15 protein-coding genes are annotated in these 14,292 nt (G+C 46.0%); 12 read left to right on the forward strand and 3 right to left on the reverse strand.

Annotated elements, in window-relative coordinates; all coding sequences use genetic code 11:
* The first annotated feature begins 276 nt into the window (after positions 1-276).
* The 4 genes from ACTWJ7_RS24380 to ACTWJ7_RS24395 all read left to right on the forward strand — a co-directional run bounded on the left by ACTWJ7_RS24380 (position 277) and on the right by ACTWJ7_RS24395 (position 4,364).
* Positions 277-1,089, forward strand: coding sequence for a YitT family protein (locus ACTWJ7_RS24380; protein ID WP_443146418.1), 813 nt, complete (start codon positions 277-279; stop codon positions 1,087-1,089).
* A 175-nt stretch (positions 1,090-1,264) separates the two neighbouring features.
* The gene (locus ACTWJ7_RS24385; RefSeq protein ID WP_301879406.1) at positions 1,265-1,453 is read left to right on the forward strand and encodes a hypothetical protein; all 189 of its coding nucleotides are present in this window, start codon (positions 1,265-1,267) and stop codon (positions 1,451-1,453) included.
* A gap of 159 nt (positions 1,454-1,612) precedes the next feature.
* A complete protein-coding gene (locus ACTWJ7_RS24390; protein ID WP_301879407.1) occupies positions 1,613-2,794 on the forward strand; it encodes a putative glycoside hydrolase in 1,182 nt (393 codons plus the stop codon).
* A gap of 208 nt (positions 2,795-3,002) precedes the next feature.
* Positions 3,003-4,364: an MATE family efflux transporter gene (locus ACTWJ7_RS24395; protein WP_301879557.1), complete on the forward strand. Its 1,362-nt coding sequence runs from the start codon at positions 3,003-3,005 to the stop codon at positions 4,362-4,364.
* A 59-nt stretch (positions 4,365-4,423) separates the two neighbouring features.
* On the opposite strand, the gene pfkA is transcribed toward ACTWJ7_RS24395, so the two are convergent.
* Both pfkA and ACTWJ7_RS24405 read right to left on the reverse strand, forming a co-directional pair.
* Entirely contained in the window at positions 4,424-5,395 is a 972-nt protein-coding gene (gene pfkA, locus ACTWJ7_RS24400) for a 6-phosphofructokinase (protein WP_169478620.1), read from the reverse strand.
* A gap of 54 nt (positions 5,396-5,449) precedes the next feature.
* Positions 5,450-6,529, reverse strand: coding sequence for a tetraprenyl-beta-curcumene synthase family protein (locus ACTWJ7_RS24405; RefSeq protein WP_024629232.1), 1,080 nt, complete (start codon positions 6,527-6,529; stop codon positions 5,450-5,452).
* 301 nt (positions 6,530-6,830) lie between these two features.
* On the opposite strand from ACTWJ7_RS24405, the gene ACTWJ7_RS24410 reads away from it, so the two are divergent.
* The 6 genes from ACTWJ7_RS24410 (at position 6,831) to ACTWJ7_RS24435 (ending at position 13,274) form a co-directional block, all read left to right on the forward strand.
* A complete protein-coding gene (locus ACTWJ7_RS24410) occupies positions 6,831-7,109 on the forward strand; it encodes a hypothetical protein (RefSeq protein WP_079345618.1) in 279 nt (92 codons plus the stop codon).
* Positions 7,110-7,182: 73 nt separating this feature from the next.
* Positions 7,183-7,797 carry a class F sortase gene (locus ACTWJ7_RS24415; RefSeq protein WP_079345620.1) on the forward strand — a complete coding sequence of 205 codons (615 nt, stop codon included), beginning with the start codon at positions 7,183-7,185 and terminating at the stop codon, positions 7,795-7,797.
* A gap of 19 nt (positions 7,798-7,816) precedes the next feature.
* Positions 7,817-8,923, forward strand: coding sequence for an amidase domain-containing protein (locus tag ACTWJ7_RS24420; RefSeq protein ID WP_301879408.1), 1,107 nt, complete (start codon positions 7,817-7,819; stop codon positions 8,921-8,923).
* Positions 8,924-9,007: 84 nt separating this feature from the next.
* Positions 9,008-10,492, forward strand: a complete 1,485-nt coding sequence (locus tag ACTWJ7_RS24425; RefSeq protein WP_301879409.1) for an oligosaccharide flippase family protein — start codon at positions 9,008-9,010, stop codon at positions 10,490-10,492.
* A gap of 234 nt (positions 10,493-10,726) precedes the next feature.
* Positions 10,727-12,067 (forward strand): hypothetical protein, encoded by a 1,341-nt coding sequence (locus ACTWJ7_RS24430; protein WP_024629227.1) that lies wholly within the window; start codon positions 10,727-10,729, stop codon positions 12,065-12,067.
* Positions 12,068-12,104: 37 nt separating this feature from the next.
* The gene (locus tag ACTWJ7_RS24435; RefSeq protein WP_301879410.1) at positions 12,105-13,274 is read left to right on the forward strand and encodes an MFS transporter; all 1,170 of its coding nucleotides are present in this window, start codon (positions 12,105-12,107) and stop codon (positions 13,272-13,274) included.
* A gap of 135 nt (positions 13,275-13,409) precedes the next feature.
* Here the strand turns inward: ACTWJ7_RS24435 and ACTWJ7_RS24440 are convergent, their stop codons facing one another.
* Positions 13,410-13,607 carry a cold shock domain-containing protein gene (locus ACTWJ7_RS24440; RefSeq protein WP_017689394.1) on the reverse strand — a complete coding sequence of 66 codons (198 nt, stop codon included), beginning with the start codon at positions 13,605-13,607 and terminating at the stop codon, positions 13,410-13,412.
* A gap of 163 nt (positions 13,608-13,770) precedes the next feature.
* Here ACTWJ7_RS24440 and ACTWJ7_RS24445 point away from each other — a divergent pair, with 163 nt between their 5' ends.
* Both ACTWJ7_RS24445 and ACTWJ7_RS24450 read left to right on the forward strand, forming a co-directional pair.
* Positions 13,771-14,004: a hypothetical protein gene (locus tag ACTWJ7_RS24445; protein WP_024629225.1), complete on the forward strand. Its 234-nt coding sequence runs from the start codon at positions 13,771-13,773 to the stop codon at positions 14,002-14,004.
* Positions 14,005-14,007: 3 nt separating this feature from the next.
* Complete coding sequence (locus ACTWJ7_RS24450; RefSeq protein ID WP_024629224.1) at positions 14,008-14,193, forward strand: hypothetical protein; 186 nt, start codon at positions 14,008-14,010, stop codon at positions 14,191-14,193.
* Positions 14,194-14,292 lie beyond the last annotated feature (99 nt).

Below are 14,292 nucleotides of genomic sequence, written 5' to 3' on the forward strand. Positions count from 1 at the left end.
GACAATCCACTTTGTTGTCTGTATTCTTAAGTAGCGTTAATATTTATAGGTTATCCCATCAAGCCGAATTATTTTCACAAAAGAACATTATTCGTGAATGGGTCCCCAACATAAGACTAAAACTACATACATGTGTTTGAAACATTTCAAATTTTATCGTTCCATTTGGAAAAAGTTTCCTACTCAAGAATATCCACAAATCATTATATCACAAAACAAATCAAGATTACCAGCAATCTGGTTTTAAATATAAATGAGGTGATTAAATTGCCCAAAATGGTTTGGCACTTTTTAGTGATCGTATTGGGTGCTGCAGCTATTGCCTGCGGCTTCAACTGGTTTTTGGTTCCCCATCAGCTTCTTAGCGGCGGGGTATCCGGTATTTCCATGCTTCTTGGCTATTTTACAAATTTGAATCTTAGTATCATGTATTTTGTTCTGAACATCCCCCTGCTCGTTGCAGGCTGGTTTATTCTTGGACGACGCTTCATTACATTAAGTATTGTCTCGGTAGCAGCCACTTCATGGTTCATCGCGCTTCTGCCTGTTTTTGCTGTGGCAACAGATCCCCTTCTGAGCTGTGTATTTGGCGGCGTGTTAGTGGGACTGGGCACTGGTGTTTCCTTCAGGGTTGGCGGCTCGACGGGCGGGCTCGACATCGTCGGTTCCATTTTCACCCGTAATCGCGACTTCCCCATTGGTACAGTGATGGCCGGGATGAACGGTGCTATTATTATGCTCGCTGGCTATCTAAATAATGACTGGAACATTGCTCTTGCCTCCATGGTATCGATCTATATCACGGGCAAAGTACTGGATCTGATTCACATCAGCCATGTGAAAGTCACATTGTATATTATTACAAATGAAACCGAAGCGATGTTGAAAAAATTGCTTATTCGGCCTCGCGGGGTCACCAAAATCAAGACCCAGGGAGCATACACAGACATTGAAAAGGACATGTTAATGACAGTGACTACTCGGTACGAGCTTGTTGAAATCAAGCGAATTATCAAGGAAACCGATCCCAACGCCTTTGTTAATATTGTGGAAACAGTTGGGGTCATGGGCTCTTTCCGCCGAAGTTGAGACAGATGTACGGTTAACAATTCAAAACATTGTGGTATAATAACGGTGTACGGCTCCTAAATATGTTGTATAGCAGGATGTGCCCTTCAATTTCACAGCACCATGTGCTTTTCCGATTCGCGCCGAATGACTTACCATTTTGGAATTCGAGTAGGAAAGGGTGATTATTGTGGATATGGAAACGGTAAAACTGTTTGAAATCGTCAACAGATGGTGCCCGGAAATGCTCCCTTTCTTGAAACCGAATGAGCTCGACTCACTGATTGTTCTCCGGGATGGGCTGGGCATCCTGGAACAGGGAGACGCAATGGAAATCATTCAGTACAGTATTTGTGAGCATCAAAATGAGGTTTACATTCAATAATTTTTTTAGATTGATCATGCCGCTTCTTGTGGGGTTACCCTCAACAGGAAGCGGTTTTCATTTTTTCCATCTGTTTCATTACTTGATTAATATGGTTAAAAGCCCAGAGGCTTTATTGTATAATTCAAACATGGAATGCACATAGGGGAGTGGAAATGAATGAATATGTTTTGGGCTTTACTGGCTATGGCCTTGGGAACCTTCAGTGGTACACCAGCTACAGCAGATCAAGGGAATCAACCTTTTCAATCATTAACAAACAGTTTCAACACCGCCATCATTCAATCTCAAAAAGATCAGGTCGTTATTGATGCGGATAACCCGCCTGCCAAAATTGACCCACAACCCGATGCACCCGTCGTCAAAGGCATCTATGTAACGGCCTACAGCGCTGGTGGTGCACGCATGACATCATTGCTCGATTTGATGGATAACACGGAGCTCAATTCCATGGTCATTGATATCAAGGACGATCTCGGATACATAACCTACCCTACGGAGAACAAGACGTTACAGGAAATGGGCAAATCCCAACCTTTTATCCGTGATATGGATGCGCTGATGAAACGCCTGCAAAAACATGATGTTTACCCGATTGCACGAGTTGTCGTATTCAAGGATACGATTCTGGCCAAGAAAAATCCGGAACTCTCTTTCCGCAACAAGGACGGTTCCATATGGGCCAACGGCAAAGGCGACAGCTTCGTAAATCCCTACAGTAAAGAAGTATGGGATTACAATATAGAGATTGCCAAGGAAGCTGCCAAATTGGGGTTTAAGGAAATTCAGTTCGACTATGTTCGGTTCCCGGAAGGCTTTGAAACGCGTGCAGACGCATTGAAATACACCAAATCCGACAAGTCCCGGGTCGACATCGTAGCCGAATTCGTGCAGTATGCACGCAAAGAGCTTGCACCGCTAGGGGTCCGAGTCTCGGTTGATATATTCGGTTATGCGGCCTCTGTACCCGCAGCTGAGGGTATTGGACAGGATTTTGTGAAAATATCTCAAAACGTGGATGTCATCTCGCCCATGGTTTATCCAAGTCACTACTCCACCGGCTGGTACGGTGTGAAAGACCCTGACAAAAATCCATATGCGACCATCAAAGGCTCCATGGAAGATACACATAAAAAACTTGATCCAACCAAGGAGCTCAAACCCGTTATCCGCCCATGGATTCAGGACTTTACAGCAAGCTGGCTAGGCAATGGACATTACATCAAATATGGCAAGAAACAAGTCGAGGATCAGATTCGCGCGATGAAAGACATGGACGTGGATGAGTACCTGCTCTGGAATGCCTCCAACCGATATACGCCAGATGTAAACTATAAATAATGCACTCTTATTCTTGATCACTTTATTCCAATGACCTCGTTCCGTCCCGTACGGAGCGAGGTTTTTTACTGTGTTATCACCCTTACTTTCCGCACCAGCCATGATCCCCTCCCTGTTCAAACGGGGCAAAATCCACTACAATAAATAGCTGTCCGTACATGACAGTTTAGTGATAACTCTTTAGAATAGCGAGGCATTGCCAGTGAACATGACCACCACCAGCTTTTCTCAGAAAGTTAAGCAATTCCTGATTATATTTTTGCCCATCTTCACTACACAAATTGCCCTATCTGCCATGTCGTTTTTCGATACCAATATGTCAGGCAAGTTCTCCCCTGCAGACCTCGCGGGTGTGGCCATTGGTACAAGTCTGTGGCTGCCGGTACAAACTGGACTGAGCGGTATACTGATCGGGATCACACCTGTCGTCTCCCACCTGCTTGGTTCAAAGCGCAATGACAAGATTGGTCATAGCGTCGTTCAAGGCTTGTATCTCGGCGTGGCGGTCGGATTCGTCGTCCTTGCTGCAGGTGCATTGCTGCTTAAACCTATCCTGAATGGAATGCCTTTGGAGCCTCGGGTTGGCCAGGTCGCTTTCTATTTCCTGTGTGCTTTGGCTTTTGGAGTCATACCCCTGTTCGGCTACACGGTGTTGCGCAGCTTTATGGACGCACTCGGCCAGACGCGTATTACCATGATGATTACGCTGGTCTCGCTGCCTGTAAACATCCTCCTGAACTATTTACTTATCTTCGGGCGCTGGGGCTTTCCCCAACTGGGAGGTGTCGGAGCAGGTGTGGCTACGGCAAGTACATATTGGCTCATCTTCCTTATCAGTCTCTTTTTTGTACATCGGATAGAGCCATTTGCCCAATACGGCATCTTTCGGCAGATGCCCAAAGTCTCACTAGCCAAATGGAAAGAGCTGCTTAAGATTGGTGTTCCAATCGGATTTGCTACTTTTTTTGAAACTTCGATCTTTGCTGCCGTCACATTACTGATGAGCCGATTTGATACCATCACAATTGCTGCCCATCAGGCGGCCCTGAATTTCGCTTCTACGCTGTATATGCTTCCTGTGAGTATATGTATGGCTCTCACGATTCTTGTGGGCTACGAGGCGGGTGCAGGGCGTGTGAGAGATGCGAAGCAATACAGTCTGCTTGGCATCGGAGGTGCCATTGCACTATCTCTCCTCACCGCTGTAGTACTGATTGTATTTGGGGAACAGATTGCAGGCGTGTACTCGAATGATCGCGAGGTCATTGCATTGACACAGCATTTCCTGATCTACGCCATCTTCTTTCAGATCTCTGATGCCATTGCCACCCCAACGCAGGGAGCGCTTCGGGGCTACAAGGACGTGAATCCTGCATTGATCATAACGTTTGTCGCGTATTGGATCATCGGTCTGCCTGTTGGTTACATTACGGCTACGTATACTTCACTCGGCGCCTTTGGATACTGGGTTGGACTCATTGCCGGCCTCGCGGTTGGAGCAACGGCGCTTCTCTGGAGATTGTTCCTTGTACAGAAGCAAGCCTCGGTACACATGGCGGAAAATAAATAAAAAAACAAAGAGCACAGCCCCCGGCAAGAAGGGACTGTGCTCTTTTGGTTATGGTTTGATTATTGGGACAAACGCTGTGCCAGCTCGTAAGTTTCCATATCGAAGTCTTTTTTCGTATTAACCACTTTATCAATATCCGTCAGGGTCAGTTCTCCCTTGATAATACCGCATCCTTTGTCTGTTTCACCCGCAATCAGACTGCGTACGGCGAAATCTCCCAGACGACTGGCGAGGTTACGGTCAAACGGAGTTGGCGTACCACCACGCTGAATGTGACCCAATACGGTTACACGCGGCTCATATGTTGGGCAGCGCTCCATCAGTTCTTTTGCTACATCCTCACCCTTGCCTACGCCTTCAGCAACGATAATGATACTGTGACGTTTACCATGTGCAAAGTTGGCTTTCATGCGGTCTGCCACTTCATCCATGTCAAACGGAACTTCAGGCACCAGAATCGTTTCTGCGCCCGATGCAAGGCCTGCATGCAATGCGATATCGCCACAGTGACGGCCCATAACTTCAACGATGGAAGAACGTTCATGTGAAGACATCGTATCGCGCAGTTTGTTAACTGCATCTACCACTACGCTAACTGCTGTATCGAATCCGATCGTGTGATCGGTGAAAGAAACGTCATTATCAATTGTTCCGGGAAGACCCATGGTGTTGATACCCAGCTTGCTCAGTTTGTTGGCGCCATTGTATGAACCGTCTCCACCAATAACAACCAAGCCGTCAATGCCGCGTGCACGCAGAATGTCTGCGCCTTTTTGCTGACCTTCAGCGGTATAGAATTCCTTGCAGCGTGCCGACTGCAGAACCGTTCCCCCACGCTGAATGATATCCCCTACACTCCGCAAGTCCATCGGGAAAATATCGTTATTCAAAAGACCTTGGTAGCCACGTTGAACCCCGTACACTTCGAGACCGTGAAACAGTCCGCTGCGAACAACCGCACGAACAGCCGCGTTCATCCCCTGCGAATCACCACCGCTCGTTAAAACTGCGATTTTCTTTACTGCTGTCATGATGTTTCTTCCTCCTCTAGTTTCACTTCAGGCTCCCACCACAATACGCCTGACTTACATATGCTTACGAATCCAGCGGCTAAAGATAAAGAAAAACACTCTTGTCATCGGACTATTCTTCATCAAACGCTTGGAAACGACGCGAACTTCCTGTTGTTCGCTGACTTTGGGATCAGATAGGTAAATGGCAAGCAGTCCTTCGATAATCATCCGGTGGAACGAACTTCCTGGAATCTTCTCCACATCACTGCGGGCCATCTCCACAATAAAAGCAATTCGGTCCAGCATTGTCTCCACATTCTCATAATAATTGCAGAAGTTGAGATCTCCCCCGATACGATCTTCATCCTGATCGATTAAATAATCGAGCATAATATGCAATGCGCATACATGAGGAAAATAGGCAGTGTGGATCGAAGCCGCTTGCTCTTCTGTCAACTGATCGTCACTCGCAGCCAGAAACAGCATGAACACGCCCAGCGTAGAGCCAGTAGCAGCGGCAAATTCGTTCCAACGGAACTGAGGTGTGCGGTGGCGATGCTCTGACCACCATTCCAGCAATGCCGTTTCTCTCAGTTCCGGCTTGATGTGCTTATATACCTGCAGGTCCGTGTATAGGCCTGCCAGATCCTGAATTTGAGGCTTGGCGGATGCATAGCCTGGCAGCTGACGGGTCAGCTCCTGACATGAGGTCACTAGATCCCTTAGGTAGCCACCGTCATCCTGCTCCTCGCGGAGCGCATAATAATTGACAGGTGTTGCTTCGGGATCTACCGCATCAAGCATAGATTGATGGAGAAGCCGAAAGTCATTCGGGTCCATCGATGTACTGCGATCACACAGATTGTCCAAATAATCACTAATAGTCTGATATGAAACGATCAGTGGAATCAGAATGTGCCTGTTTGGCAAATCAGGTAAAGCATAAACGGTCCCGCCTTCACAGTGGAACTGCTTGTCCCTGAGACTGGCCAGTGCCTGATTGCGCAATTCCTCATTCGGAATTTTTTCCGCCTTGGCACGCCACCCATCCAATTCCTTCCGCGTTTCCGGAATGGTGTATTTGTACACCCCTCTCATCAATGCCAACGGTCCACGCGGATATTGATGACGATTTCGATTTGATTGGCTCAAAATAAATGTGCCTCCACTTGGTTGAATACGTATTAGAGCGATTTTTAACCAATCCTATTATAATATGATCCCCTTAATTGTACAAATGATCTCCCGCATAATCACGGCAAAAAATCACATCTACGAACGACTTGTTGCAAAATACCCCTTCCATTCACATAACATTCATTCTATTTTACCAAATCAACAATAAACCTGGATGACTTCCATAATCGCTGTAAATAAATACAATCAATAATCATGTAAGACCTGGGGATATTAAATTCTGTAATACAAATTACCCACTGGGAGGAATTCAAGTATGAATAAAGCAACTATTGTTTCTCTGTCTGCTTGCCTAATGCTGGCTGTATCCGGTGCTTCTGCATCTGCATCCGCTGCAACTGAACCGATGCACAAAATGGAGAAATCCATGCACAAAGCAGAACACAAAGCGGAGCACAAAATGCACATGAAATCGCATAAAGGCAAAGAACACAAAATGCATCAAGAATCCGTCAACAAAGAGCATAAAATCCATGCAAAAAGCGTTACACCAAAAGCCCTTCCTAAAACAGGATATGGCGGCGTAAGCGAGTAAAAAGGGATAAGAGAAAAGAAAACGATTTTTCTTTTCTCTTATTCTTCAATTTATTTATAAGGATGAGAAACGTATGAAAAACAACACTTCATTCGCCGCTATTGTAATTTTCTTAATCATTGCATGCCTTATCTTATCTCCGGCAAATAGCATGAAGGAACAGACCGCTTTCCAAACATCCGCTCCTAAAGATCAGACGAGTACTGATCCCGAGATAAAGACAAGGATTCCGCAATCCATAGTCATGAGTAAACCTGTTCGTTTGTGCATTCCATCGGTGCATTTGAGTACTTCAATCACTCCTATTCACCTGTCAGAGAATGGACAACTGCAAGTACCCAAGTCCAGTGAGATCGCTGGATTATATGTAGATGGAGTTTTGCCTGGAGAAAACGGAAATGCAATTGTTGCCGGTCATGTAGACAACTATACAGGTCCAGCCATATTTTACCCGCTTAAACATCTGAAACCGGGTACTTTTGTTTTTTTATTTGACCAGAACAACCACTATCTTAAATATGAGGTTTTGGAGGTCGAATCCTATTACACGCAGGAAGCACCTTTGGATAAAATATTCGGCGACACCGCTGAAAAGCAGTTGAATCTGATCACATGTACAGGAACGTACGATCGCAAAAAAAAGGAGCACAATAAGCGCCTTGTCGTGTATACCCGATTAGTTGAATAACATTCAAGAGGAGATAACCATGCATAAGTGGATAACCGTACTCCTGATTAGCTGTTTGTGTATGACTGTGCCACACTTGAGGCCTGCCGAGGCTTCTTCCACTACATCACAACTTGAGATTGAGATTAGTCAAAATCTTGAATCTCTTTTTGCCCAAAGATCGAAGTACTTAGCCGGACAAACTAATAATATGGTTCGCTATTATGATATACAATCTCCCTTGAGCCGTCACGCTTACACGATGGAAATCAATCGTAAAACCTATCTTCATGCATGGAGCGAACTTCGTAACATGAAGATTACCGATTGCCAGTCCAAAATCCATATCTCCAAAATTCGTGTCAAAGATAACACAGCGATGGTTTCTTTGGGCCATTCGCAGCAAATCACATATGCCTATAAAGACCAATTGTCTTCAACCCATTCGTTTGGACTGGGAACCTGGCATGCTGTCACACTGAAAAAAATCAATGATCAATGGATCGTCTCGAAGGAATGGTACCTCGATCCGCTGGAGGAGAACCCTCGACTAATTGCAGCAGGGCTGCCTTCTTCACCCCCTCATCGTCCTGAACTAAAGGACGGCAAGAACTACAAACGAAAACAAGCGGTGGACTATGCAAATAAATACGCGGGGATCGCATGGAGAACAAACGACAAGGTCAAGTATAATTCCAAATATAAAAATTACAATAATTTAGGGGGCGACTGTACCAATTTTGCTTCCCAAGCTCTTGGAGATCAGAAAGAAGGCGGCGGGTTACCGATGATGGGGGCATGGAGATACCATTTTCCCAAGGGTGGTACCAAAACCTGGGTACAAACGGATGCATTCAAAGATTTCATTCTTTACTCCGGGTATGGAAAAAAAATCGCGACGGGATCCTTTTCGAAGCTGGTCGAAAAAACGGAGGCTCACCCGTACGGTTTGATAGGCGAGCTAGCAGCTGGCGATCTGATCGCTCATGTAATGAATCATGATGTAGACCATTTTTCTGTTGTTACCGGATTCGATCAGCGCGGCTATCCCCTCGTCAATTCCCACACCGCCGATCGATTTCAGGCACCGTTTGACTTGGGCTGGGATAACAAAACGTCGTATATCCTCATTCATATTCGAGACTGATCGTTTCAAAACACACATACTTGCCTCCTTTTGCTCATATCAATGGTGGACAAGAAGTGTTTTGTATTGGATGGAGTGAAATAGATGAACATCCCTCCCGGTCTCAAGCAGACGAGTATCCGTATCGGTGCTGTCTCTCTGGTCAAAGTAATGGGTCTCACTGGACGTATCATCCTCACCCGCATGGCGGGTCCTGAAGGTATAGGATTATTCCAAATCGCTTATTCCTATTTTGGTTTCATGCTTATGCTGATAACAGGGGGGCTTCCTACCTCCTTGGGAATGTACACAGCCAAGCAGCCTGCACTTGGCTGGTTCTGGTTCAAGCGATTATCCACCTTGCTGTCAATGATTGGCGCAACTTTCTGTTTACTTACACTCGCCTACGCTTCAACCATTTCAACGTGGTTGGGTAATCCTGTTCTGGAGCCGTTTATACGCTCTCTGTCCATTGCGATATTCGTCGTACCTCTTTTAAGCCTGTTGCGGGGGTACTTACAAGGTCTTGAATATTACGGTGCCATTGCCGTCTCGGAGGTAATAGAGCAAGCTGTTCGTATCGGGCTGATGCTGGGTATGACTTGGCTGTGGCTTCCTCAGGGTGTAATGTATGCGGTCGGGAGAAGTTTGATCGGAACAGCAATGGGCGGAATTGCCGCTTTTGTGATGCTGCTTCTTTTTTTGCGATATACCGGTCAAAAGAATGAAATACCTCCTTATGTTTCCACAGGGAGATCAGACGGCTTTTGGTTTATTAAGAGCTCCTTGGTCATTTCCGTCACACGGCTACTTATTCCCTTTTCCGATATGCTAGATGCGGTCATTATCCCCTTAAGACTGCAAATCGCAGGCTACACCTCCGCACAAGCCACTGCAATGTACGGTCTGCTTATGGGTATGGCCATGCTGGTTGTATATATGCCAACGATTGTAACCGCGGCCATATCACATACCCTGACCATGAAGCTCTCTCTCTCCTGGCAGGAGCTTCGTTATGATTATTTTGCTAAGAAAAGCAGGCAAACGATGGAGATCGTCTGGATTTGGGGGATCACCTCCAGCTCCTTTTTGTGGATTTTCAACCGCGAGCTGGCACAGCTCTTATTCCATTCCGGACAAACTGCTGAGCTGATTCGTTGGTTAAGCATTATCCCCCTGCTTGTTGGACTTCGTGAGGTATCCACCAGTATATTATGGGCACAGGATAACAAAAAAATCAGTCTGATCGCAACGGCTATCGGTATTACTGCAGCTACCCTCTCCCACTACTTCCTTATCCCTCTAAATGGAGTTCATCTTAAAGGTGGAGTGGCGGGTGTCATAATTATGGAATTTATCATCATGTCTGGAAATCTGATCGGATTAAGAAATTTGCTGAAAGGTGTTCGCATCAGCAGTCTGACTTTGCATTTCATGGTCGTGATAGTAATTTCAGCGTTAGTGGCTTGGTTGAGGGAGTGGACCACCCTGCCTGTATACTGGGGAGATTACGCGATTCTTCCAAGCATTTTTCTATTTTTCCTGCTAAACGGAAGCTATCTGTTGATCCACTATCGCCTGAGAAGCTGAAACCGTCCCTTTTGGCAAACACATACATAAACCCAGACCGAATGTCTCGTTCTAAAAGCAAACAACTGAATCCCATCTATTTACATCACATCCCTACAAGACTATAATGTCTTTAATCTTTTAAAGTATCGGAATATTATTGACCCGCTGGCATTCCATAGCTGGCGGGCATCTCTTTTCTGTAAGCCTTATCTGAATACTAGGCATATTTCATCCATCAAAGGAGTCGTTGACATGATGTCAAATGAACCACTTTCGTGGAGACGGTTATTTGCATTTTTTGTGCCGCTGGGCATATCCGCGTCTCTCGTTACCATTTCTCACGTAATCATTAACAGCACACTCGCACGTTCCGCTCATCCCGAGACAGTCATTGCCAGCTACGCCATCGCCGGTAGCCTGCTGACCCTCACCGAGCGCCCCTCAACCCTGCTGCGTCAGACCTGTTCGGCGCTGGTAAGGGATCGCCTTTCCTTTCAGGCCCTCACGTTTGTGACCAAAATATTTCTCGCTTGTGTACTTCTGATCGGATTCCTCATCGCATATTCGCCCATTGGTACAGGTGTATTCAAATATCTGTTTGGCGTAAGCCCGGATCTGTTATCCAAAGTAATCGACGTTTATGAGATTCTCATGTACGTCAGCATCTTTTCGGTCATCCGTAACATCTATCAGGGCATCATTATTACGAATAACCGTACAAAATGGCTGACGATCGGCATGTTATTCCGTCTTGCTGGCATGTACGGCCTGTCCTTGTATTTCATATATACAGACAGTATTGACAGCGGTCGTGTAGGCGCTATCATTTTTGCTGCTGGCATGATGATTGAGGCTTTGGTCAGTTTTCTCGAAGGAAACAGCATCAAGCGCAAGATGCCAGCCAAGCTGGAGGATCATCCCGTTGAAAACAAGGGCGACGTCTTTCGCTTCTACAAGCCGCTGTTATTATCCAGTTTCGTAGCTTTGTTTATCGGTCCCGTCATTAATATCGTACTTGGCAAAACGACCGGGATCGCCCTGGCCATTTCTTCCTTTGCCGTTGCGAGTAGCCTGATGCAGCTGATGCTAAGTTTTTTTACATACATCCACCAGATCGTGCTGAATTTCTATCTTGTTGATGCCAAACTTGTGAAGAAGTTCGCACTCGTCACCGGATTCGTTCCTTTTGCGATGACCGTCTCCATCGCCTACACCCCACTTGGACCGTGGGTATTGGAAAATGTAATGAGCGTACAGGGTAATCTGCTACAGCAAAGTTTGTGGACGCTGCGAGCGTTTGTACTCTTTCCGCTGATTTCACCTTTTCTCGACTTCAGCAATGGTTTGATTCTGCTGCGCGGACAGACCAAAACGATGTTTCGCTCCCAGACGGCCAATGCCATATGTACGGTTATCGTCCTGCTCATTCTGGTCAGCATATTCCCGGCGTGGAACGGTATGATCGGTGCAGTGGCTCAATCTCTCGGTCTGCTTGCCGAGCTTGTCATTGTCTGGCTGGTCATCCGGCGTACGCAAAAGGAACCTACGATGTCTGTTCCCTCATCCGGGAAATCTTCTTCCCTCAAAGGATAATAAAATTGAACTGTTATCAAGAATGGAGCCTTTCATCATGAAATCAAGTCATACCGCCCGGCCAGATCAAACCTGGCTGCGGGCACTCATGTTCACCATCTTCGGTTCCACCGTACTGGTGGTATCGTATTTTCAGCTTTATTTCAGCCATCTGGGGTTCAGTCGGGCTGAGATTGGTTACCTGTACGGAATTGGTCCTCTCGTCTCCGTATTCTCCAACATGTTCTGGAGCATGGCCAGTGACCGCTACAAAACCGTACGTAAAGTGATGATCATCTTGCTTGCCGGGCAGCTGATCACAGGTATCATGCTCGCCAATGCCACAACCTTTGGTGAGGTATTTGTACTGGTGACCCTGTTTTACTTTTTCTACTATCCCGTATATCCGCTTTCCGATACGATGGCAATTACAACCGCAAGCAAATATGGCCGGAATTTTACTTCCATTCGTGTTTTTGGCTCGATCGGATATGCATTCTTTGCGTTAAGCATCGGATACTTTCTCGGCTCTTTCGGGCCGGGATGGACGATGTGGGTATGTATTGCGCTGGCAGCCACTACCCTCCTGATCGGTTTTCAATTAAAAGATCAGCCTTCGGGCAGCAGCACTAAAATGGATCTCTCAGGACTATGGTCCATCTTGAAGCGAAGGGATGTTCTCACCTTTTTCGGCTGCGTTTTCCTGCTCGCTCTGGGTCACCGGATGAATGAAGCTTTTCTTACCATTACGCTAAAAGATTTAGGTGCCAGTGAAGGGCTGATCGGCTGGTCACTGTTGATCTCTTCCGTAAGCGAAATTCCGGTGTTTCTGCTGTTAAGCAGATACGGAAATCGCTACAAGGAACTTCCTTTGCTCACGATTGCTGCGCTGATGTATACCATTCGTTTATTTCTGATGTCCATCTCGGATACACCAGCGGCAGTTGTTGCCATCCAAACGATGCACAGCGTGACCTTTGGCATCTTTTACGTGACTGGGGTCCGTTATATTACCCGCCTTGTTCCGGATGATTATCGGGCGACTGGCATGGCCTTGTTTACGATTGTATGGTCCAGTGCTTCCGGTCTGCTCAGCGGAACACTGGGTGGATTGCTGCTGGAGCATACCGGCAGAAACACTTTCTATCTCACGGCGATGGCATTCTCCCTGGCCGCACTTATTGGATTTTCCATGAAGCTTTGGTCAAGCATGACTAGCCGCGCATAAGCAATAATGAAAATTTCCCTTATGGAACTCAACATATCAAAAAAAGCACAGCCTCCCAGGGGGGACTGTGCTTGGGTTCTTATATTCAGCTAGAAGCCAATCATTTATAAGAAATCCGTTTAACCGGAAATATTCTTACAATTTGTTTACGTTAGCTGCTTGAGGACCACGGTTTCCATCAGTGATTTCGAATTCTACCGCTTGACCTTCTTCCAATGTTTTAAAGCCGTCGCCTTGGATTGCGGAGAAATGTACGAATACGTCCTCGCCGCCTTCAACTGAAATAAAGCCATAGCCTTTTTCTGCGTTAAACCATTTAACTGTACCTTTCAAATGAACAACCTCCTAAAAATATCGCCATCTATGGCGAATACCCTTATTATACTGTAGGACCTTCTACATTGCAATTTATCTTTTCCATAAAAGTCGAAAAAATTTGCTTTGAATCCAAGGGTACGGTATCATTTTACCAAAACCGTTAGTTTGGAGACTACCTATGATAAAAAAACATGAAATATACAAAACAGACAAGTGGAATATGATGACTGTAGAAGTTCAAGGCAAATATCTGGTGCTACGTGAAATATCGGAAGAGTGGGGCGAAGAATGCCATACATTCCTCAGCCGACCTGCGTTGATGCACTGGGCTGAACGCCGCTTCCCGAAAGAAGATTTTGAGAACCGCGAGGACGAATGGCGTCAATTGATGGCTGCCTTCAAAGGGGTCTAGCCTATGCAGCTTGACTCAAGCAATGTTGTCATCTTTATTATTCTTGCTTTTTCCCTGGGAATTGTGCTGATTCTGGGACGCAACTCCATCCCGGATCGTCTAAGACGGGGCATGGCTCTGATTGCTACCCTGCTGATTTGTTTCGCATTTTTCCTGATCGTTTACTTCCTGGTCAACATGGGAGCCTAGCTTCTTCAAATATTTCAATGCCCCTCAGGTCATACTATACGGGATTATTCGTATAGTGAGGAGGAAGGCCGTTGAAATACCGCAAATCGCTGTTTATTC

It is taken from the genome of Paenibacillus sp. 1A_MP2 (assembly GCF_052244825.1).
Classification (GTDB): domain Bacteria; phylum Bacillota; class Bacilli; order Paenibacillales; family Paenibacillaceae; genus Paenibacillus; species Paenibacillus vandeheii.

Coding starts and splice junctions, on each gene's coding strand:
- ACTWJ7_RS24415 (WP_079345620.1), top strand. CDS start 7,183: ATGAAAAACAACACTTCATTCGCCGCTATTGTAATTTTCTTAATCATT.
- ACTWJ7_RS24450 (WP_024629224.1), top strand. CDS start 14,008: ATGCAGCTTGACTCAAGCAATGTTGTCATCTTTATTATTCTTGCTTTT.
- ACTWJ7_RS24395 (WP_301879557.1), top strand. CDS start 3,003: ATGACCACCACCAGCTTTTCTCAGAAAGTTAAGCAATTCCTGATTATA.
- ACTWJ7_RS24385 (WP_301879406.1), top strand. CDS start 1,265: ATGGAAACGGTAAAACTGTTTGAAATCGTCAACAGATGGTGCCCGGAA.
- ACTWJ7_RS24410 (WP_079345618.1), top strand. CDS start 6,831: ATGAATAAAGCAACTATTGTTTCTCTGTCTGCTTGCCTAATGCTGGCT.
- ACTWJ7_RS24435 (WP_301879410.1), top strand. CDS start 12,105: ATGAAATCAAGTCATACCGCCCGGCCAGATCAAACCTGGCTGCGGGCA.
- ACTWJ7_RS24390 (WP_301879407.1), top strand. CDS start 1,613: ATGAATATGTTTTGGGCTTTACTGGCTATGGCCTTGGGAACCTTCAGT.
- ACTWJ7_RS24420 (WP_301879408.1), top strand. CDS start 7,817: ATGCATAAGTGGATAACCGTACTCCTGATTAGCTGTTTGTGTATGACT.
- ACTWJ7_RS24380 (WP_443146418.1), top strand. CDS start 277: ATGGTTTGGCACTTTTTAGTGATCGTATTGGGTGCTGCAGCTATTGCC.
- ACTWJ7_RS24445 (WP_024629225.1), top strand. CDS start 13,771: ATGATAAAAAAACATGAAATATACAAAACAGACAAGTGGAATATGATG.
- pfkA (WP_169478620.1), bottom strand. CDS start 5,395: ATGACAGCAGTAAAGAAAATCGCAGTTTTAACGAGCGGTGGTGATTCG.
- ACTWJ7_RS24430 (WP_024629227.1), top strand. CDS start 10,727: ATGATGTCAAATGAACCACTTTCGTGGAGACGGTTATTTGCATTTTTT.
- ACTWJ7_RS24425 (WP_301879409.1), top strand. CDS start 9,008: ATGAACATCCCTCCCGGTCTCAAGCAGACGAGTATCCGTATCGGTGCT.